Raw genomic sequence first — 20,232 nt, 5'->3', positions numbered from 1 at the left:
TGCTGTCTTGCGTTTCCGACTCTATCAGACTCTTTCGTGTCCGATTTCCTCGGTGCCTTTCCGGTTCCCGCTCCGGCCTTTCGGCTTTCGCGTTTCCCTTTCCGGCGAGTCCGACTCTATCAGATCCTTTCGGGCCTGATTCCCAGTCAGCGGGGCTTGTCTTCCCGGCTGTTGGGCCGTTCCGACGAGTGAGACATTAGCGGAATCCTGCTCCCCGACCTAATCGGGGGCGCCCTTTCGAACGCGGATTCCTCATTTCGCAAAAGCGCATGAAAACGAGCAGACGACGGGGCATCGAAGATGACACGGCATCGATCGTTTGAATGGTTGTGCGGAATGGCTGCCCGGGGACCGACCAGGGGTCGGCGCTCACGCCGGACAACTCGGAGAACACTACGTACGCGGTCTGGGCGTGTCAACCCTGGTCCACGGTGACCCCCGAGGGCTACCGTAGGAGGCGTGACGACACATGCGCACACCCAACTGTGGTGGGCCGCCTGACGGCGGCCGTACACACGCATGTACTCAACGGCTGCCGACTCGGCGGCCGTTTCTTGTTTCTCCCCCCTGGAGGATCCGGAGCCCGGTCGTCGGGCCGGTGGTCCTGACCAAGAGGTGGAGAGATGACGAGGATCTTCAGCGGCATCAAGCCGACCGGGCACCTGACCCTGGGGAACTACCTGGGCGCCGTGCGCCAGTGGGCGGAAGTTGACCAGCACCGGGCCGAGTCGCTGTTCAGCGTCGTCGACCTGCATGCCCTGACCGTCGATCACGATCCCGGCCGGGTGCGCAGGCTCAGTCGGCAGGCGGCGACGCTGTTGCTCGCGTCGGGGATCGATCCCGAGCGGGCCACCGTGTTCGTACAGAGTCATGTGGACGAGCACGCGCGGCTCTCGTATCTGCTGGAGTGCGTCGCGACGGACGGCGAGATGCGGCGGATGATCCAGTACAAGGAGAAGTCGGCGATCGAGCGGGCTCGCGGCGGGAGTGTGCGGCTTTCGCTGCTCACCTATCCCGTGCTGATGGCGGCGGACATCCTGGCGTACGGGGCGGACGAGGTGCCGGTCGGGGACGACCAGGTGCAGCACGTGGAGCTCACCCGGGACCTGGCCGTGCGGTTCAACCAGCGGTACGGGCACACGTTCGTGGTGCCGCGGGCCACGTATCCCAAGGTGGCGGCCAGGGTCATGGATCTGCAGGACCCGCTGTCGAAGATGGGGAAGTCCGGGGATGCGGCTGCCGGGATCATCTATCTGCTCGACGAGCCGGAGGTCGTGCGGAAGAAGGTCATGCGCGCCGTCACGGACGGCGGGAGCGAGGTCGAGTACGACCGCGAGGCCAAGCCGGGTGTCTCGAACCTGCTGGAGATTCTGGCGGCCTGTGAAGGTGGCAGCCCCGAGGGCTTGAGCGGTGTGTATGAGTCGTACGGGGCTTTGAAGAAGGACACCGCCGACGCCGTGGTGGAGACATTGAGGCCCCTGCAGGCCAAGCACAAAGAGCTGGTCGTTGATCCCGCGTATGTGGAGCAGGTGTTGCGGCGGGGAGCCGAGCGGGCCAGGGAGATGTCCCGGCCGACGGTGGACACCGCCTATCGCGCGATCGGCCTGCTGCCTCCGGTGGACGAGGCGCGGTAGGCGGGGCGCTGGTGCCGGGGCGCGGCCGGTGCGCGCCCCGGCGCCGGATGGTCAGCTGTTGTTGCCTGAGGCCAGTTCGCGGCTGCGGTCGCGGGCGGCTTCGAGGGCGGCGATGAGGGCTGCTCGTACGCCGTGGTTCTCGAGTTCGCGGATGGCGTTGATGGTGGTGCCGGCAGGCGAGGTGACGTTCTCGCGGAGCTTGACCGGGTGTTCGCCGCTGTCGCGGAGCATCACGGCGGCGCCGATCGCGGCCTGGACGATGAGGTCGTGGGCCTTGTCGCGGGGCAGGCCGAGGAGGATGCCGGCGTCGGTCATGGCCTCGACCAGGTAGTAGAAGTACGCCGGTCCTGAGCCGGAGAGGGCGGTGCAGGCGTCCTGCTGGGTCTCGGGGACGCGGAGGGTCTTGCCGACGGCGCCGAAGATCTCCTCGGTGTGGGCGAGGTGGGCTGCGGTGGCGTGGCTGCCGGCCGAGATGACGGACATGCCTTCGTCCACGAGGACGGGGGTGTTGGGCATGACGCGGACGACAGGGGTGCTGTCGGCGAGGCGCTCCTCGATGAAGGAGGTGGTGATGCCGGCCGCGGCGCTGATGACGAGCCGGTCGGGGGCGACGTGCGGGGCGAGTTCGTCGAGGAGACGGCCCATGTCCTGCGGCTTGACGGCGAGGATGAGGGTGTCGGCCTGCTTGGCGGCCTCGGCGTTGCTGACGGGGTCGACGCCGTAGCGGGTGCGCAGTTCCGTGGCGCGTTCGGAGCGGCGGGTGGTGACCAGGAGGTCGGCCGGCGCCCAGCCGGCCCGGATCATGCCGCTGAGGAGGGCTTCGCCGATCTTGCCGGTGCCGAGGACTGCGACGGGCTGGGGCATGTGTGGTCACCCTCCGGGTGCGGGTCGGCGCTTCGGCCGGGAGCGGGGCAGCGCCTCGGCCAGGTGGGGTCATCCTCGCATTGGTGGGTCAGGCCGTGCGGCGACGGAGGGTCGCGGCGCCCAGGGCGAGGACGAGTACGGCGCAGCTCGCGACGATGACCGCGTCCCGTATGAAGTCGCCGGTGATGTCGGGGTGGCGCAGGACTTCGTTCATGCCGTCCACGGCATACGACATGGGGAGGACGTTCGAGATCGCTTCGAGGGCGGGTGCCATGTTGTCGCGCGGGGTGAACAGGCCGCAGAGAAGGAGCTGGGGGAAGATCACGGCCGGCATGAACTGGACGGCCTGGAACTCGGACGCCGCGAAGGCGGAGACGAAGAGGCCGAGTGCCGTGCCGAGCAGGGCGTCGAGGAGCGCGACCAGGAGCAGCAGCCAGGCGGAGCCGGTGACGTCCAGGCCGAGGGCCCAGAGGGCGAGGCCGGTGGCGAGGACGGACTGGATGACGGCGAGGAAGCCGAAGGCGAGGGCGTAGCCCGCGATGAGGTCGCCCTTGGCCAGGGGCATGGCGAGGAGGCGTTCGAGGGTGCCGGAGGTGCGTTCGCGGAGGGTGGCGATGGAGGTCACCAGGAACATCGTGATGAGCGGGAAGATGCCGAGGAGCGAGGCGCCGATGGAGTCGAAGGTCTCCGGGCTGCCGTCGAAGACGTAGCGCAGGAGCAGCAGCATCACGCAGGGGACCAGCAGCATCAGGGCGATGGAGCGGGGGTCGTGGCGGAGCTGGCGCAGGACACGGGCCGCGGTGGCGAGGGTGCGGTGGGTGTTCATCGGGGGCTCCCGGTGGGGGTGCTGCTGGTGGGGGCGGTGCTGCCTGTGGGGGTGCCGCTCTGGGCGGCGGCCTCGTCGACCAGGTGGAGGAAGGCTGCCTCGACGGTCTCGGTGGCGGTGCGGGTGCGCAGGGCCTCGGGGGTGTCGTCGCCGAGTAGTTCGCCTTCGCGCATCAGGAGGAGGCGGTGGCAGCGTTCGGCCTCGTCCATGACGTGGGAGGAGACGAGGATCGTGGTGCCTCGGTCGGCGGCGATGGAGTGGAAGAGGTTCCACAGGTCGCGGCGGAGTACGGGGTCGAGGCCGACGGTGGGTTCGTCGAGGACGAGGAGTTCCGGGGCGCCGAGGAGGGCCACGGCCAGGGAGACGCGGCTGCGCTGGCCGCCGGAGAGGTTGCCCGCGAGGGCGTCGGCGTGGGTCGTGAGGTCGACGTCGGCGATGGCGCGGGTGACGTGTTCGTGGCGGCGGTGGGCGGCGGGGCCTCGGCCGGGGTCGAGGACGGCGGCGAAGTAGTCCAGGTTCTGGCGGACGGTGAGGTCGTCGTAGACCGAGGGGCTCTGGGTGACGTAGCCGATGCGGGAGCGGAGGGCGGGGGCGCCGGCCGGCTGGTCGAGGACCTTCAGGGTGCCGGTGACCTTGGCCTGGGTGCCGACCGTGGCGCGCATGAGGGTGGATTTTCCGCAGCCCGAGGGGCCGAGGAGGCCGGTGATCTGTCCCTTCGGGACGGTGAAGTTCAGCCCGCGCAGGACTGTGCGGGGGCCTCGGACGACGGTAAGGTCCCGCGCCTCGATGGCGGGCGGCTCTTTTATATTCATCATGTGATGATTATGGCGCCTCGAAGGCTGCGGCCGTCAAGGGCGGCGACCGTGACTGGGAGGGGACGAGGCCGGGCCGATGGGCGCGTGCGGGCAGTGGGCAGCACGCGGGCGGGCAGCGGGCAGAGCGTGCGGGCAGCGTTCATGGCGGTGCGGGGCTGTTGGCTGTCCCGTCGTCGCGGCCGGACGGGTCACGGGGCGCGCGAAAGGAGAGCCGCGCACCTCGCGTGCGTGCTCCGGGGGCAGGCCCTCCCGGGAGGGGCCGGTGTGCGGGGTCAGGCCCTCTTCTTCTTGCGGGAGGGGTTGCCCGTGCGGCGGGACGTGCGCTTCGCGTACTGCTGGCGGGCCGCCTCGTACTCCTCGCGGTGGAGTTCTTCGCCGGGAGCCTCGGTGAGGGAGCGGACGAAGTAGGCGAGGAGTACGCCGACGAAGCCGATGGTCATCAAGCCGCGCATCGATGACTGGGATGCCGGGTCGTGGCGGCGGGTGAAGCCCTCCCAGGTACGGCGGAAGGCGATGGCGCCGCAGATCGAGAACATGATGAGGACCAGGAAGTTCACGAACGTCCCCACGTCCGCGATGGCCATGCCCTCGTACGCGAACCGCAGCACGAAACAGCCGGCCGCCGCCGCGAGCAGCGAGCCCACCGCGACGCCCGCGCGGCGCGCCCCGTAGCCGTTGTCGTGGCCGACCCAGGTCGTGCCGAAGAAGCGGAGGGGCTCGGGCTGCGGGCCGGGGGCCGTCGCGGCCGACGGGGACGCCCCGGCCTTCGCGTCCGTGCGGTCGGGGGTGCTGGAATCTGCGCTCACCCCTCGAGTATCGCCCGGGGCCGGCGCGGCGCGGCGGCGCCGGGCAGGCGCGCCCTATTCGTCCCCCGCCTTGCCCTGCCGTACCACTCGGCGGCTAGTTTGTGGGGCGGGACAGGCAAAGAGGCTCATGCGAGAACCGGTGCACGCGGGACGAGGAGGTCGGGAGAGTGTCGCTCCGCGGAGGTGACCCGGCCGAGATCGGCGGCTACCCGCTCGAGGCGCGCCTCGGCTCGGGTGGCATGGGCACGGTCTATCTGGCGCGTACGGCTTCGGGGCGACCCGTGGCGATCAAGCTGATCCACCAGCAGTTCGCGGGGGACGAGGAGTTCCGCATCCGCTTCCGGCAGGAGGTGGCCGCGGCGCGGCGGGTGAGCGGCGCGTTCACCGCCGCCGTGGTCGACGCCGACCCGGAGGCCGAGTATCCGTGGATGGCGACGGCCTATATAGAGGGGCACACGCTCGCCCAGGAGATCGCCAAGAAGGGCCCGCTGTCCGGCGCGGAGCTGCGTACGCTCGCCATCGGTCTGACGGAGGCACTGCGCGACATCCACCGCGTGGGTGTCGTGCACCGCGACCTGAAGCCCTCGAACGTCGTGCTCTCGCCCGAGGGGCCGCGCGTCATCGACTTCGGCATCTCGCGCGCCGCGGACCAGCAGACGCTGACGATGACGGGGCGGGTCATCGGTACGCCGCCGTTCATGTCGCCGGAGCAGTTGCAGGCCCCGCGCGGGGTCGGGCCACGCTCCGATGTCTTCTCGCTCGGCACGCTGCTCGTGTACGCGGCGACGGGGCAGGGGCCGTTCGACGCGGACAGCCCGTACATGACGGCGTATCAAGTGGTCCACGAGGCGCCGGAGTTGACCTCCGTGCCCGCGGCCCTGCGTGCCGTGGTCGAGCCGTGCCTCGACAAGGACCCCGAGGCGCGCCCTTCGGCGGACCAGCTTCTCGAGCGGTTGCGGGACCTGCCGGTCGAGATGGGGGACGCGGCGGGGGCGCGGGGCAGCCGTATGCGGGACATCGACACGCAGCATCATCATCGGTCCTCTCCGGGCGAGGAGGCCGAGAGCGCCCCTACCGGCCCCACCGGCCCCCGTCCGCGCCGCCGTTGGCGCACCGTGCTCGCCGCCGCCGTCGCCGTGGCCGCCCTCGGGGGTGGGATCGCGGCGCTCCAGCTCGGCTCGTCCGACGAATCCACCGGCGCGGACGGTGACGGCGGTGGCGACGGCAAGGACGGCACCGTCGCGGCCGCCGAGGCTCCCCTGCCCGACGGCTACCGGCCGTGGCGCACGAGCGTGCCCAACGACAAGGGCATCCCGGACGAGGTGCGCTGTGTGCCCCGCGGGGACGCGTTGTTCTGCGGGGGCGGCGGAGTCGTCGCGACCCGGTTGCGGATCTCCGACGGCAAGGAGGTCTGGAAGGTGAAGAGCCCCGGTGTGCCGATGCAGGGCATGCACATCGTGGGCGCCACGGACGACACCGTCCTCGGCTACCGCATCCCGCCGGAGGTCGCCTCGTCCGGAAAGCCCGTCCAGCTGGTGGCGCTGGACGCCAGGACCAGCAAGGAACTGTGGTCCCGCCCGATCAGCGGCCAGTCCCAGATCTACACCGGCCGGTCGCAGGACGCGGTTCTCTCCGGCTCCACGGTCCTGTCGGTCGAGCCCGGCCGTACGCGGGTGGAGGCCAGGGACGCGCACAGCGGGCGCCTGCTCTGGTCGACGCCGTTCCCCGCGGGTTCGGAGTGCACGCCGGTCCCGGCCGGTCAGCGGATGTACGCGATGTGCGCGCCGTCCGCCCAGGTCGCGAACGTCGAGGTGCGCGATCCGGTCCTCCACACCCTCGACCTCCGGTCGGGAACGTTCGGCAAGGGCATCCCGGTCGAGGGGCCCGTGCACCCGGTGGGCGGCGACGAGGGCAGGCTCGTCCTTCTGCATCAGCGGTTGAAGGGGCCCGAGTTCCTCGGGTACGACAAGGTGCTGCGGGTCGAGCCGGGCAGCGGTCGCGTCTCTGCCCGGCCGCTGAGGACGACGTACAACGCCACTCCCGGCGTTGCCGACGGGACGGTCTACTTCGCGGAGCCGACCGGGCGGATCAGCGCGGTGGATCCCGCGACCGGGCGCCAGAAGTGGTCCCGGCAGACGGGTGTGGAGGGGGCCTCCGGGCCGACGTCGAGCGGCGGCGCGCTGTACTTCAGCTCGCCCAGTGGCCGGGTGGTCGCCGTTTCACCGCGGGGCAGGACCCTGTGGAGCACCGATCCGCGGGCCGAGGGCCTTGGCGGTGAGGTGAACGCGAGTCCGCGGGTCGCGGTCTCGGGGCGGGTGATCTTCGTGGCGGCGGCCAAGAACACCGTGTTCTCGTTCGACGCGACGAAGCCGCCGAAGTCCGGGTGAACTTCAGCGGCTCCTGAACCCCGTACGGGTGTGGGTCAGCAGCGGGGTGCCACGTACCCGTCGCTGCCCGTGCGGACGTACGTGTCGGAGACGTAGCGGCCGCTGCCGATGCGGTCCCAGAGCTTTGACGTGCCCGTCGGGCCGGTGACCTTCTCGCCCGGCTTCTGGCACTGGATCGTCACTCGGGTTCCTGCCGAGAGGCGGCCGACCTTGCCGTACGACGTGCCCGGTCCCGAGCGGACGTTGACGTCCGCCGCGATGGCGTACGTTCTTGCCGCCGCGGCTTCGATTGCCTCTGCGGATTCCGGCGCTATGACGTTCTCGCTCATGCTTCTCTCCCCCGTGGAGCGGCGGCTCGGGCCGCCCTTGGTAGTTCGTCACTGGGGGGACGCCTGGGCGAGGTGGGGTGGTTGCGGAGTGGGGAGTTCCTTTCCCCGACCCCGCCCCTTCCCGAAAACCCGCTCTGGCGCGGGGGCCTTGGTGACCGTCATCACCGGCTTCGCCGAGTTCGTCCTCAAACGCCGGACGGGCTGAAAGACATTCCGCCGACGGGCGGGGAAACCGGCTGGGAGGGGGTGGGTGGGGAGCCGGGCCGGAGAGCATCCGGCCCGGGTTCACAAGCAGAACGCAAGCCCGCTAGCCCAGCTTCGACACATCCCGCACCGCGCCGCGGTCCGCGCTCGTGGCCATCGCTGCGTAGGCCCGCAGGGCTGCCGAGACCTTGCGGTCCCTGGCCCTGGGGGCGTAGACGCCGCCGAGGGCCTCGCGGCGGGACTCCAACTCCGCTTCCGGGACCAGGAGTTCGATGCCGCGGTTCGGGATGTCGATGCGGATGCGGTCGCCGTCCTCGACCAGGGCGATCGTGCCGCCGGACGCCGCCTCGGGCGACGCGTGGCCGATCGACAGGCCCGACGTACCGCCGGAGAAGCGGCCGTCCGTGACCAGGGCGCAGGCCTTGCCGAGGCCGCGGCCCTTGAGGAAGGACGTGGGGTAGAGCATTTCCTGCATGCCGGGGCCGCCCTTGGGGCCCTCGTAGCGGATGACGACCACGTCGCCTTCCTTCACCTGCTTCTTGAGGATCTTGTCGACCGCTTCTTCCTGCGACTCGCAGACCACGGCCGGGCCCTCGAAGGTCCAGATCGACTCGTCGACGCCCGCCGTCTTCACGACACAGCCGTCCACGGCCAGGTTGCCCTTGAGGACCGCGAGCCCGCCGTCCTTCGAGTACGCGTGGGCCGCGTCCCGGATGCAGCCGCCCGCGGCGTCCGTGTCCAGGGTGTCCCAGCGCTTCGACTGGGAGAAGGCCGTCGCCGAGCGCTCGCAGCCCGGGGCCGCGTACCAGAGGTCGACCGCCTCGTCCGACGGGGAGCCGCCGCGCACGTCCCACGTGTCCAGCCAGTCCTTGATGGACGCGGAGTGGACCGAGTGCACGTCCTCGTTCAGGAGGCCCGCGCGGTACAGCTCGCCGAGGATCGCGGGGATGCCGCCGGCGCGGTGCACGTCCTCCATGTAGTACGTGCCGCCGGGCGCCACGTTCGGGGCGACCTTGGCCAGGCAGGGGACGCGGCGCGAGACCTCGTCCATGTCGGCGAGGGTGTAGTCGAGCTCGGCCTCCTGCGCCGCCGCGAGCAGGTGCAGGATCGTGTTCGTGGAGCCGCCCATGGAGATGTCGAGCGCCATGGCGTTGTCGAAGGCGGCGCGGGTGGCGATGTTGCGCGGCAGGACCGAGGCGTCGTCCCCGTCGTAGTACCGCTTGGCGATCTCGACGACCGTCGCGCCCGCCCGCTCGTACAGCGCCCTGCGGCCGGTGTGCGTGGCGAGCATCGAGCCGTTGCCCGGCAGGGAGAGGCCGATGGCCTCGGTCAGGCAGTTCATGGAGTTGGCGGTGAACATGCCGGAACAGCTGCCGCACGTCGGGCAGGCGTTCTCCTCGATACGGAGGATGTCCGCGTCCGAGACCTTCTCGTTCACCGCGTCGCTCATCGCGTCGACCAGGTCGAGTTTTCGGACCGTGCCGTCGACCAGCGTGGCCGTGCCGGCCTCCATCGGGCCGCCGGAGACGAAGACCGTCGGGATGTTGAGGCGCAGGGCCGCGTTCAGCATGCCGGGGGTGATCTTGTCGCAGTTGGAGATGCAGATCAGCGCGTCCGCGCAGTGCGCCTCCACCATGTACTCCACCGAGTCCGCGATCAGGTCGCGGGAGGGCAGGGAGTAGAGCATGCCGCCGTGGCCCATCGCGATGCCGTCGTCCACGGCGATGGTGTTGAACTCGCGGGGGATGGCGCCCGCCGCCGTGATCGCCTCGGAGACGATGCGGCCGACCGGCTGCAGGTGGGTGTGGCCCGGGACGAACTCGGTGAAGGAGTTGGCGACGGCGATGATCGGCTTACGCCCGATGTCCGCGCCGGGTACACCGGAGGCACGCATAAGGGCGCGTGCGCCCGCCATGTTGCGGCCGTGGGTGACTGTGCGGGACCTGAGCTCGGGCATCGTCGCTCGCTCCTTCAGGGATCTGGAGAGACATAAGGGTCGACTGTCCTCGAGCGTACGCCGACGCTCCACGATCTGGACAGGCTGTCCGGATAGCGGGACGGCTGTCTCGGTGGGCGGTTCGCGGGCGGGCGCTCAGGGCCCGGTCAGATGCCCCTGCACCACCGGCGCGAGCCGCGCGATGATCGCCTCCGGGTCCGCCGACGCGAGCGGCTCCACCTGGATGACGTAGCGCAGCATCGCGGTGCCCACCAGCTGCGCGGCCGCCAGTTCCGCCCGCAGTTCGGCGTCCGGCTGGTCGATACGGCTCGCCACCCTGCCGAGCAGCTGCGTCGAGACGAGGCGGCGGAAGACGGCCGCCGCCGTGTCGTTGTTCACCGCCGAGCGCACGATCGCGAGGAGCGGGACGCGGGTGTCGGGGTTCTCCCAGACGCCGAAGATGAAGCGGGTCAGGCGCTCGCCGACGCCGTCGAGCGGCCCGTCGTCGATCGCCGACGGCGCGTCGAGCGCGGGCGCGAAGGCCACCTCGATCGCCGAGGCGAAGACCTGGTCCTTCGTGCCGAAGTAGTGGTGCACCAGCGCCGAGTCCACCCCGGCGGCCTTGGCGATCCCCCGCACGGACGTCTTCTCGTACCCCCGTGCGGAGAACTCGGTGCGGGCCGCCTCCAGGATGCGGTCCCGCATCGCGGGGCCCTCGGCCGACTGCGTACGGGAGGGGCGCCCCCTGCGGCGCGGAGCCGCTCCGTCGGCTGCTGGAGACGTCACGACCGGGGCACCTGCACCGCGGACGCCAGGTGCAGCCGCGTATAGGCGAGGGCTTCGGCGAGGTCCGCCTCCCGCTCGGCGCTGGACATCGCGCGCCGCGTGTTGACCTCGATGACGACGTGGCCGTCGAAGCCGCTCGTCGCGAGGCGCTCGAGGAGTTCGGCGCACGGCTGGTTGCCGCGGCCCGGCACCAGGTGCTCGTCCTTGGCGGAGCCCTTGCCGTCGGCGAGGTGGACGTGCCCGAGGCGGTCGCCCATGCGGTCGATCATCTGCATGGCGTCCGTGCGGGCGGTCGCGGTGTGGCTGAGGTCGACCGTGAAGTGGCGGTAGTCGTCCTTGGTGACGTCCCAGTCGGGGGCGTAGGCGAGCATCTCGCGGTCGCGGTAGCGCCACGGGTACATGTTTTCGACGGCGAATCGCACGTCCGTCTCGTCCGCCATCCGCCAGATGCCGTCGACGAAGGCGTTCGCGTATCCCCGCTGCCAGCGGAAGGGCGGATGCACGACGACGGTCGACGCGCCCAGCTTCTCGGCGGCGACCTGCGCGCGCTGGAGCTTCACCCAGGGGTCCGTGGACCACACGCGCTGTGTGATCAGGAGACATGGCGCGTGAACGGCGAGGATCGGGATCTGGTGGTAGTCGCTGAGTCTGCGCAGGGCTTCGATGTCCTGGCTGACGGGATCCGTCCAGACCATGACCTCGACCCCGTCGTAGCCGAGGCGCGCGGCGATCTCGAAGGCCGTCGCCGTCGACTCCGGATAGACCGAGGCCGTCGACAGGGCGACCTTCGCATCCGGGATGCGCACCACTGGTTCTGCCACGAGGGACAGCGTACGGGCCACGCCTGGGCGGGCGGGAGGTGGTCTCCCCCACACTCGGGCCGTATGTGACGTATGTCCTCGACCGCCGAGGCGTACGTCTACGCCTCGGCGTCGGTGGTGGCCACCTGGGTCGCCGGCAGGTGGTCGAGCCTGCGCAGGATCACGCCCTCGCGCAGCGCCCAGGGGCAGATCTCCAGCGTCTCGACGCCGAAGAGGTCCATCGCGCCCTCGGCGACGAGCGCCCCCGCGAGCAGTTGTCCGGCCCGTCCTTCGGAGACTCCGGGCAGCTCGGAGCGCTCGGCCGTCGTCATCGCCGCGAGCTGCGGGACCCAGTCCTCCAGGGACTTCCGCTTCAGCTCGCGCTGGACGTAGAGGCCGTCGGCGGAGCGTGCGGCGCCCGCGAGCCTGGCCAGCTGCTTGAACGTCTTCGACGTCGCCACGACGTGGTCCGGGGCGCCGAAGCGGCTGAACTCGCCCACCGTGCGCGCGATCTGGGCGCGCGCGTGCCTGCGCAACGCCTTCACGTCGGCCGGGTCCGGCGGGTCCTGGCCGAACCAGGCGGAGGTCAGACGGCCGGCGCCGAGCGGCAGGCTGACCGCCGCGTCCGGCTCCTCGTCTATTCCGTACGCGATCTCCAGGGACCCGCCGCCGATGTCGATGACCAGGAGCTTTCCCGCCGACCAGCCGAACCAGCGGCGGGCCGCGAGGAACGTGAGGCGGGCTTCCTCGGCGCCACTGAGGACCTGCAGATCGACGCCGGTCTCCTCCTTGACGCGGGCCAGGACCTGATCGGCGTTGCTGGCCTCGCGTACGGCGGAGGTCGCGAACGGCAGCAGATCCTCCACGCCCTTGTCCTCCGCGGCCTCCATCGCGTCACGGACGGTGCCGACGAGGCGTTCGACGCCTTCGGGGCCGATCGCCCCGGCCTCGTCGAGGAGTTGGGCGAGGCGCAGGTCCGCCTTGTGCGAGTACGCGGGCAGGGGGCGCGCGCCAGGGTGTGCGTCCACCACCAGCAGATGCACCGTGTTCGAACCTACGTCGAGGACACCGAGTCTCATATACGGAACGCTACTGCGCGTACGGCGGTCGCTGGTCCCCGGACCGGGTACCGCGCGCATACCCTGGAGACGTGCCAAAGACGAAAAAGGCGAAGACCGACAAAACGAAGTCCAAGAAGATGTCGGGGAAGCCGGTGAAGCCGGGGAAGGCGCAGCCGCACGAGAAGGGCCTCGACTTCGCCCGCGCCTGGGTGGAGTTCCCTGATCCCGCGGACGACGAGCAGATCTTCCGCTGCGATCTGACATGGCTGACCTCTCGGTGGACCTGCATCTTCGGCAGTGGCTGTCAGGGCATCCAGGCGGGCCGCGCGGACGACGGCTGCTGCACGCTGGGCGCGCACTTCTCGGACGAGGACGACGAGAAGCGGGTCGCCGAGTCCGTGGCGCGGCTCACGCCGGACATCTGGCAGCACCACGACATCGGCACGGTGAGCGGCTGGGTCTCGACGGACGACGACGGCGAGCGCCAGACCCGCCCGTACAACGGCTCCTGCATCTTCCAGAACCGCCCCGGTTTCGCCGGGGGCGCGGGGTGCTCGCTGCACATCCTGGCGCTGAAGGAGGGCCGCGAGCCGCTGGAGACGAAGCCGGACGTCTGCTGGCAGCTGCCGGTCCGCCGGACGTACGACTGGATCGACAGGCCCGACGACACCCGCATCCTCCAGGTGACCATCGGGGAGTACGACCGCCGGGGCTGGGGTCCCGGCGGTCATGACCTGCACTGGTGGTGCACGTCGGCGACGTCGGCGCACGGCGCGGGTGACCCGGTGTACGTCTCCTACCGCCCCGAGCTGACGGAGCTGATGGGCAAGGAGGGGTACGACCGTCTTGCCGAGCTGTGCGAGGAGCGCCTCGCCTCTCAGCTGCCGTTGCTCGCGCCGCATCCGGCGGATCCTTCGCGGTAGGCGGGGCTTTTCGGGAAGCGGCGGGCCCGGGGAGGATCTCTAGCCCTCGCTCGGGCTCGGGTCGCCGCTGTCGCTGGGCGGGGGTGTCGAGTTGCCCGGGTCCGATGGTGTCGGTGTCGGGTCCGGGGAGGTCGGGGTCGGGTCCGGCTCCGACGGTGTCGGCGTCGGGTCCGGTGTCGAAGGCGTCGGCCTGGGCTTCGGCGGGGTCGGGGTCGGCCGGGGGCCCGGATGTGTCGGGCGGCCCGAACCGCTGCCGTACCCGCCGATCGAGATGATCGCCCCCGAGGGCGCGATGGAGACGCGTGCGCTCCAGTGCCCGGCCGGCTCGCGCGCGTGGTCGACGTACACCCGGATCGTGAACGTCTCCCCCGGTGCGAGCGTCCCGGAGGACCGGCTCAGGTAGAGCCAGGACGCCCCCGCGCTCGCCGACCAGTGGACCGGCTCGCCCCCTGACGCGGAGAGCGTGATCAAGGTCGTGCCGCCGCTCGGCTGCGCCTGGACGGTGAGGCGACCCGCCCCGGTCCCGGAACGGGAGGGGGGCGATCCGGCGCTGATGACCTCCACGGAGACGTCCGGTGAGCGGCTGCCCGCGGTGAAGCGGGGGTCGGGCGGCGTGTGGGCGTTGCCCGCGTTCTCGTAGTCCTCGCGCCTTCGGTCGCCGTTGATCCCGTCGTCCCCGGCCTCGCTCGCGCTGACCGAGCGCCCGTCCTGGCCCTCGCCGGTCAGCGGCGCTCCCCGGTAGGCCGCCCAGAGCGCGAGCACCGGGGCGGCCACCACGGTGGCGACGACCGTCGTCGTCACGGCACGCGCGCGCATCCGGTCGCGGCGGGCCGCGTGGTCCTTGGGGTCCATCGGGAATCCGTGCCGGTCGAAGCGCGGACCGCCGCCCCGCGCGCGCGGGACGTGCGCCATCGCCACGTGCACGGCGGCTCGCGGGGCCTCGATGACGGGCAGGGCGGCAGGGGACGCCGCGGTGCCGGGCCAGGCCGAGGATCCGGCGCGCTCCGCGGTGATGCGGCAGCGCGGGCAGTCGTCGACGTGCCGGACGAGCTCGCGGCGCAGGGCCGTGCCGAGCAGGAGCTGGTTGTCGCCGGTGAGGCGGGCGACGATCGGGCAGGTGCCGGTCTCCACGACGGCGAGCGCGGCCCGGGTGCGCTCCACCTCGCAGGCGGCGGACGCGAGCAGGTCACGGGTCTGCACGAGGTCCATGCCGATGACCGCGGCGACTTCCTTGGCGGTGAGCTGGTGGCGTACGGCGAGCTCGAGGGCCTCCCGCTGCTCGGGCGTCGTCCCCGCGGCCTCCGGCCAGGCCAGCTGGGCGAGTTCGCGGCGCCGCTGCCGCTCCGTCTCGTCCGGAAGCGTCTCGGAGGCGTCAGCCTTCGGGACGCGGGGGGCCGCTCCGGAGGCGTGGGCGCCGCCCTGCCGCTTGCGCTTGGCTTCGGCGAGGGCGCGCAGGCAGACCCAGCGGGCGAGTGCGTACAGCCAGGACCTCAGTTCGGCCTCGGCGGGGCCGCGTGAGCCGCGGCGCTCGGCGATGGCGAGCACGTCGCCCAGGGCGGCGGTCGCGGTGTCGTGATCGCAGAGCACGGACAGGCAGTAGGTGAACAGACCGTCCAGACAGGGCTCATAGCGTGCGGGCGGCGCCTGCGGCACCGAGCGGGGCACAACGCGCTGGCGCGCGTCACGATGCGCCCGGTGTGCGCCGGTTGCTTGGGTGGGGGTTTCCGGCCTGCTGCTCATCACCCGTGCGAAGTTAGGCGGATGATGCCGGGCCCCTCCTCCCACTTGAGCACATTTAATCCTTACGGGTGAACAGATCCCTCAAAAGGGGACAGGAACCCATGATTCCGTGACCCGCGCACGCGCCTGAAACGGTTCGCCTCTCGCAACAGCCGGCCACCGTCGGTGGATCTCGGTGGCGCCTTGGTGGATGTCAGTGGCGCCTCGGTGGTTGTCAGTGGCGCCCGCTACGGTTCGGTTCATGGCTGCCCGTACGAAGTCCGGCAAAGACCGGCCGTCCTATCGCTGTACCGAGTGCGGCTGGCAGACGGCCAAATGGCTCGGCCGCTGCCCCGAGTGCCAGGCGTGGGGCACGGTCGAGGAGTACGGCGCGCCCGCTGTCCGCACCACCGCCCCCGGCCGCGTCACCTCCACCGCCCTGCCCATCGGCGAGGTCGACGGCCGCCGGGCCACCGCACGCTCCACCGGCGTCCCCGAGTTCGACCGCGTCCTGGGCGGCGGCCTGGTGCCCGGCGCCGTGGTCCTGCTCGCGGGCGAGCCCGGCGTCGGCAAGTCGACGCTGCTCCTGGACGTCGCGGCGAAGTCGGCGAGCGACGAGCACCGCACGCTCTATGTCACCGGCGAGGAGTCGGCGAGCCAGGTCCGGCTGCGCGCCGACCGCATCAAGGCGATCGACGACCACCTCTATCTCGCGGCGGAGACCGATCTGGCCGCCGTCCTCGGCCACTTGGACGCGGTGAAGCCTTCGCTCCTCATCCTGGACTCGGTCCAGACGATCGCGTCCCCGGAGATCGACGGGGCGCCGGGCGGCATGGCCCAGGTCCGCGAGGTGGCGGGCGCGCTGATCCGCGCCTCCAAGGAGCGCGGCATGTCCACGCTCCTGGTCGGCCACGTCACCAAGGACGGCGCCATCGCGGGACCCCGCCTCCTGGAACACCTCGTGGACGTCGTCCTGTCCTTCGAGGGCGACCGCCACGCGCGCCTGCGCCTGGTCCGAGGCGTCAAGAACCGGTACGGGACGACGGACGAGGTCGGCTGCTTCGAACTGCACGACGAGGGCATCACCGGCCTCGCCGACCCCAGCGGTCTCTTCCTCACCCGCCGCACGGAACCCGTCCCCGGCACCTGTCTGACGGTCACGCTCGAAGGCCGCCGCCCCTTGGTGGCCGAGGTCCAGGCCCTCACCGTCGAGTCCCAGATCCCCTCGCCCCGGCGCACCACGTCCGGTCTTGAGACCTCCCGCGTCTCGATGATGCTGGCCGTTCTCGAGCAGCGGGGCCGCATCACCGCACTCGGCAAGCGCGACATCTACAGCGCGACGGTCGGCGGCGTGAAGCTCTCCGAGCCCGCCGCGGACCTCGCCGTCGCCCTCGCCCTGGCCAGCGCGGCGAGCGACACCCCGCTGCCGAAAAATCTCGTCGCGATCGGCGAAGTGGGCCTGGCGGGCGAGGTCAGACGGGTCACGGGCGTCCAGCGCAGGCTCGCCGAAGCGCACCGTCTGGGCTTCACGCACGCCCTTGTCCCGGCCGACCCGGGCAAGATCCCGGCCGGTATGAAGGTCACCGAAGTCGCCGACATGGGGGACGCGCTGCGGGTACTTCCGAGGTCGCGTCGCAGAGAGGCCCTACGGGAGGCCGAAGAGCGCCGGTAGACTTTGCCCTGGTCTCGCCCATCCGTACGAAGCGGTCGTACGGACCGGGGCTTGGACAACCCGCGACCCGAGGAGTGCAGTGGCAGCCAACGACCGGGCGTCAGCTCCCGGCAAGCCCGGTGGGAGTTCCGGCGCCGACGGGCTGATGCGCGCCTCTCTGAGCGCGGTCGCGCCCGGCACGGGCCTGCGCGACGGCCTTGAGCGCATCCTCCGCGGCAACACCGGAGGGCTTATCGTCCTCGGCTGGGACAAGACCGTCGAATCGATGTGTACGGGCGGATTCATCCTGGATGTCGAGTTCACGGCGACGCGGCTGCGCGAGCTGTGCAAGCTCGACGGCGGCATCGTCGTCGACAAGGACATCACCAAGATCCTGCGGGCGGGCGTGCAGCTCGTCCCCGACCCGACGATCCCCACGGAGGAGACGGGCACCCGGCACCGCACCGCGGACCGCGTGTCCAAGCAGGTGGGCTTCCCCATCGTCTCCGTCTCCCAGTCGATGCGCCTCATCGCGCTCTACGTGGACGGGCAGCGCAAGGTCCTGGAGGACTCGGCGGCGATCCTGTCCCGCGCGAACCAGGCCCTCGCGACCCTGGAGCGGTACAAGCTGCGCCTCGACGAGGTGGCGGGCACCCTGTCCGCCCTGGAGATCGAGGACTTGGTGACGGTGCGGGATGTCACCGCCGTCGCCCAGCGCCTGGAGATGGTGCGCCGCATCGCCACGGAGATCGCCGAGTACGTGGTGGAGTTGGGCACCGACGGCCGTCTCCTCGCCCTCCAGCTGGACGAGTTGATCGCGGGCGTCGAGCCCGAGCGCGAGCTGGTCGTCCGGGACTACGTCCCCGAGCCGACCGCCAAGCGCTCCCGCACGGTCGAGGAGGCGCTCTTCGAACTGGACGCGCTGAGCCACGCGGAGCTGCTCGAACTGCCCACCGTGGCAAGGGCGTTGGGTTACACCGGCTCCCCCGAGGCGCTGGACTCCGCGGTCTCCCCGCGCGGCTTCCGCCTGCTCGCCAAGGTGCCGCGGCTGCCCGGCGCAATCATCGACCGCCTGGTCGAGCACTTCGGGGGCCTGCAGAAGTTGCTCGCCGCGAGTGTCGACGATCTGCAGACCGTGGACGGGGTGGGGGAAGCGCGGGCCCGCAGTGTCCGTGAGGGACTCTCACGCCTGGCCGAGTCGTCGATCCTGGAGCGGTACGTCTGAGCGGTACGTCCAGAGGGTGCTGCCGGGTGGGTGGTGGGCTCCTCGCCCACCCACCGATCACCCGGCGGTCAGCTGTCCTCCAGGACGAACGACGTCTTCACCGAACCCAGTCCGGGCGACTTGGCCTCCACGAGATACGTGCCGGGGGACGCGCTGCCCGCCGAAGGCGTCGCGCAGTTCGGCTCGCTCTCCCGGCGGTCCCACTGCACGGTGTGCGTGACGCGCCCGTCGCCCGGCACCCGCAGCAGGAGGCTCCCGCCGCCCGCGGGGCAGTCCGCCGACGACCAGATCTCCTTGTCGCCGTCCGCCTGAGTGATCGTCAGCACCGTTTTCTTGCCGCCGAGATCCACCTTGCAGGCCTTGCCCGCGCTGTTCTGGGCGACGAGTTCGAACTTCGGCTTCTCGCCGACCTCGTACCGGTTGTGGACGCTCCTCAGCTTCAACTTCACGTCGCCGCTCACGCAGTTGGGCAGGCTCGACCCCGCGGGCAGTTGTCCGCCCGCACCGCCGCCGCCCTTGGCGCCGTCGTCCGAGCCGCTGCCGTCTCCGCCGCCGGAGCCGCCCGCGCCGCCCGAGCCGTCGGACCCCTCGGAGTCACCTGAGCCGCCGCCGGAGTCACCGGAGCCGCCCGAGCCGGAGTCGCCCTCGTCGCCCGACTCCTCGCGCCCGCCCGGGTTTTGACTGATGGCGGGCCCGGAGCCGGAAGGCCCTGGCGTGATGGACGTGGCGGGCCCGGAGCCCGACGGGCCGTCGGCGCCGTCGTTCTTGCCCCCACCGCCCATGGTGATCACCCACACGGCCAGGAGCGCCAGCAGTCCGATCAAGGACAGCAGAACGGCCCTCCGACGCCAGTAGATGGTGGAGGGAAGCGGCCCGACCGGATTGCGCAGAGATCCCACGGCCCAAACCTTACGAGAGATCCGGGCCTTGTCCTGCCCCACCCGCCGCCCAGAGTCACAAAGTTTGCGGATCATCATCACGGAACGACCTGTTCCGCTTTCGTACCCCTGTCTTTCGTCAGGGGGCGTGACGGGTCGATCGCCGGGTGTGACGATTCGGACCCACTACGTACCGTCCGTAATCATGGACACCATGACCGACGATCTCTATCGCGATGTCACCGACTTCGCCAACGACACCCCTACCTGGTTCCAGCATCTCGCCGAGGTGTGGACGGAGCTCGGACTGCTGCTTTTCGGTGTGCTCTTCATCGTCGCCTGGTGGCGGGCACGGCACGGAGACCCCCGCGCCCTCGCGATAGCCGTTCTCGCGCCCCTCGTCACGGCGGTGGCCTACGTCTGCAGCGAGGCGCTCAAGTCCGCGATCGACGAGGAGCGTCCGTGCCGGGCCGTCGCCGGCGCGGTCACCTCGATCGTCGAGTGCCCCGCGTACGGCGACTGGTCCTTCCCCAGCAACCACTCGACGATCGCCGGTGCAGCCGCCGTGGGCCTGGCGCTCGCCTGGCCGCGGATCGCGGCGCTGACACTGCCGATGGCCGTCCTCATGGCGTTCTCACGGGTCTTCGTGGGCGTGCACTATCCGCATGACGTGGGGGTGGGCCTGCTCCTGGGCGCCGCGCTCGCCCTCCTCCTCGTACGTCTGACGACCCGTCCCGTGGCGCGCGTCGTCGAGGCGATGCGTGGTTCGTCGACGGGTGTCGTCAGGTGGTTCGCGGGGCCCGGCGTCCCGGCGTCGGCAGCGCAGGAGGGGGCGCAGGCAGGGGCGCGGGCGGGATCGCACCGGCGGCCCGCGTCGCACCGCCGCTGAGGGTCGTGAGGGGGCGTCAGAGCCGCACAAGTCCCGCCTCGTAGGCCACGATCGCCGCCTGGACGCGGTTCTTGACCCCGGGCCGGTCGAGGACCGCGCTCACGTACGCCTTGACCGTGCCCTCCACCAGATGGAGCCGGGCGGCGATCTCCGGGTTGGACAGGCCCTCACCCCGCGCGAGCCCGAGCACCTCGCGCTCGCGCGGGGTGAGGGCCGCGGTCCTCACCCCGCGCGAGCGTCCGCGCCGCGGACCGTGCGCTGTGCGCCGTAGCCGTCGATGACGTGGCGGGCCACCTTGGGCGAGAGGAAGGCGGCGCCGCCGGCCACCGCGCGTACGCCCGCGATGAGTTCGTGCGGGTCACCGGACTTCAGCAGAAAGCCGGTGGCTCCGCCGCTCAGCGCTCGCGCCTCCTCCCTCGCCTCGTCTCCCTCCTCCCTCAGCAGCCCGATGTTCTCGTGCAGCCGGTCGGTGGTGTCCGGTGCGGCCACGCGCAGGCCG

Annotated in this window: 17 protein-coding genes and 1 pseudogene; 6 read left to right on the top strand and 12 right to left on the bottom strand. The window is 71.2% G+C overall.

Going from position 1 to position 20,232, the window contains the following annotated elements; genetic code table 11:
- Positions 1-623 precede the first annotated feature (623 nt).
- On the top strand, positions 624-1,634 hold the full coding sequence (gene trpS / locus ACWGIH_RS22600) for a tryptophan--tRNA ligase (protein ID WP_453444748.1): 1,011 nt from the start codon (positions 624-626) through the stop codon (positions 1,632-1,634).
- Positions 1,635-1,685: 51 nt separating this feature from the next.
- Here the strand turns inward: trpS and proC are convergent, their stop codons facing one another.
- From proC to ACWGIH_RS22580, 4 genes are all read right to left on the bottom strand, one after another.
- On the bottom strand, positions 1,686-2,498 hold the full coding sequence (gene proC / locus ACWGIH_RS22595; protein WP_363310370.1) for a pyrroline-5-carboxylate reductase: 813 nt from the start codon (positions 2,496-2,498) through the stop codon (positions 1,686-1,688).
- 88 nt (positions 2,499-2,586) lie between these two features.
- Entirely contained in the window at positions 2,587-3,324 is a 738-nt protein-coding gene (locus ACWGIH_RS22590) for an ABC transporter permease (RefSeq protein ID WP_453444746.1), read from the bottom strand.
- Entirely contained in the window at positions 3,321-4,139 is an 819-nt protein-coding gene (locus ACWGIH_RS22585) for an ABC transporter ATP-binding protein (protein WP_453444744.1), read from the bottom strand. The genes ACWGIH_RS22590 and ACWGIH_RS22585 overlap by 4 nt, the downstream gene beginning before the upstream one ends.
- 272 nt (positions 4,140-4,411) lie before the next feature.
- Positions 4,412-4,945 (bottom strand): EamA/RhaT family transporter, encoded by a 534-nt coding sequence (locus ACWGIH_RS22580; protein WP_453444743.1) that lies wholly within the window; start codon positions 4,943-4,945, stop codon positions 4,412-4,414.
- A gap of 167 nt (positions 4,946-5,112) precedes the next feature.
- On the opposite strand from ACWGIH_RS22580, the gene ACWGIH_RS22575 reads away from it, so the two are divergent.
- Complete coding sequence (locus ACWGIH_RS22575) at positions 5,113-7,332, top strand: protein kinase domain-containing protein (protein WP_453444741.1); 2,220 nt, start codon at positions 5,113-5,115, stop codon at positions 7,330-7,332.
- A 35-nt stretch (positions 7,333-7,367) separates the two neighbouring features.
- On the opposite strand, the gene ACWGIH_RS22570 is transcribed toward ACWGIH_RS22575, so the two are convergent.
- The 5 genes from ACWGIH_RS22570 to ACWGIH_RS22550 all read right to left on the bottom strand — a co-directional run bounded on the left by ACWGIH_RS22570 (position 7,368) and on the right by ACWGIH_RS22550 (position 12,466).
- Positions 7,368-7,661: an SH3 domain-containing protein gene (locus ACWGIH_RS22570; protein WP_453444740.1), complete on the bottom strand. Its 294-nt coding sequence runs from the start codon at positions 7,659-7,661 to the stop codon at positions 7,368-7,370.
- A gap of 307 nt (positions 7,662-7,968) precedes the next feature.
- The gene (ilvD, locus tag ACWGIH_RS22565; RefSeq protein ID WP_453444739.1) at positions 7,969-9,822 is read right to left on the bottom strand and encodes a dihydroxy-acid dehydratase; all 1,854 of its coding nucleotides are present in this window, start codon (positions 9,820-9,822) and stop codon (positions 7,969-7,971) included.
- 135 nt (positions 9,823-9,957) lie between these two features.
- Complete coding sequence (locus tag ACWGIH_RS22560) at positions 9,958-10,587, bottom strand: TetR/AcrR family transcriptional regulator (RefSeq protein WP_453444738.1); 630 nt, start codon at positions 10,585-10,587, stop codon at positions 9,958-9,960.
- Complete coding sequence (locus ACWGIH_RS22555) at positions 10,584-11,408, bottom strand: sugar phosphate isomerase/epimerase family protein (protein WP_453444736.1); 825 nt, start codon at positions 11,406-11,408, stop codon at positions 10,584-10,586. The genes ACWGIH_RS22560 and ACWGIH_RS22555 overlap by 4 nt, the downstream gene beginning before the upstream one ends.
- A 98-nt stretch (positions 11,409-11,506) precedes the next feature.
- Positions 11,507-12,466 (bottom strand): Ppx/GppA phosphatase family protein, encoded by a 960-nt coding sequence (locus ACWGIH_RS22550; protein WP_453444735.1) that lies wholly within the window; start codon positions 12,464-12,466, stop codon positions 11,507-11,509.
- Positions 12,467-12,537: 71 nt separating this feature from the next.
- Here ACWGIH_RS22550 and ACWGIH_RS22545 point away from each other — a divergent pair, with 71 nt between their 5' ends.
- The gene (locus tag ACWGIH_RS22545; protein WP_453444734.1) at positions 12,538-13,371 is read left to right on the top strand and encodes a hypothetical protein; all 834 of its coding nucleotides are present in this window, start codon (positions 12,538-12,540) and stop codon (positions 13,369-13,371) included.
- 39 nt (positions 13,372-13,410) lie between these two features.
- Here the strand turns inward: ACWGIH_RS22545 and ACWGIH_RS22540 are convergent, their stop codons facing one another.
- The gene (locus ACWGIH_RS22540) at positions 13,411-15,114 is read right to left on the bottom strand and encodes a BACON domain-containing protein (RefSeq protein ID WP_453444732.1); all 1,704 of its coding nucleotides are present in this window, start codon (positions 15,112-15,114) and stop codon (positions 13,411-13,413) included.
- A gap of 238 nt (positions 15,115-15,352) precedes the next feature.
- Here ACWGIH_RS22540 and radA point away from each other — a divergent pair, with 238 nt between their 5' ends.
- Both radA and disA read left to right on the top strand, forming a co-directional pair.
- Positions 15,353-16,762 carry a DNA repair protein RadA gene (gene radA / locus ACWGIH_RS22535; RefSeq protein WP_453444731.1) on the top strand — a complete coding sequence of 470 codons (1,410 nt, stop codon included), beginning with the start codon at positions 15,353-15,355 and terminating at the stop codon, positions 16,760-16,762.
- Positions 16,763-16,841: 79 nt separating this feature from the next.
- The gene (disA, locus tag ACWGIH_RS22530; protein WP_363210644.1) at positions 16,842-17,966 is read left to right on the top strand and encodes a DNA integrity scanning diadenylate cyclase DisA; all 1,125 of its coding nucleotides are present in this window, start codon (positions 16,842-16,844) and stop codon (positions 17,964-17,966) included.
- A gap of 68 nt (positions 17,967-18,034) precedes the next feature.
- Here the strand turns inward: disA and ACWGIH_RS22525 are convergent, their stop codons facing one another.
- Positions 18,035-18,865, bottom strand: coding sequence for a hypothetical protein (locus tag ACWGIH_RS22525; protein ID WP_453444729.1), 831 nt, complete (start codon positions 18,863-18,865; stop codon positions 18,035-18,037).
- Between the two features lie 184 nt (positions 18,866-19,049).
- Between ACWGIH_RS22525 and ACWGIH_RS22520 the strand changes: the two genes are divergently transcribed.
- A complete protein-coding gene (locus tag ACWGIH_RS22520; RefSeq protein WP_453444728.1) occupies positions 19,050-19,733 on the top strand; it encodes a phosphatase PAP2 family protein in 684 nt (227 codons plus the stop codon).
- Positions 19,734-19,749: 16 nt separating this feature from the next.
- Here ACWGIH_RS22520 and ACWGIH_RS22515 read toward each other — a convergent pair.
- Positions 19,750-20,141, bottom strand: a pseudogene (locus tag ACWGIH_RS22515) (response regulator transcription factor); the annotation flags it as partial.
- Positions 20,142-20,232: the final 91 nt, after the last annotated feature.

The organism is Streptomyces sp. NPDC054872 (genome assembly GCF_053610705.1).
The sequence above is the reverse complement of the archived record's forward strand: the minus strand, read 5'-3'. Positions and strand labels throughout refer to the sequence as shown.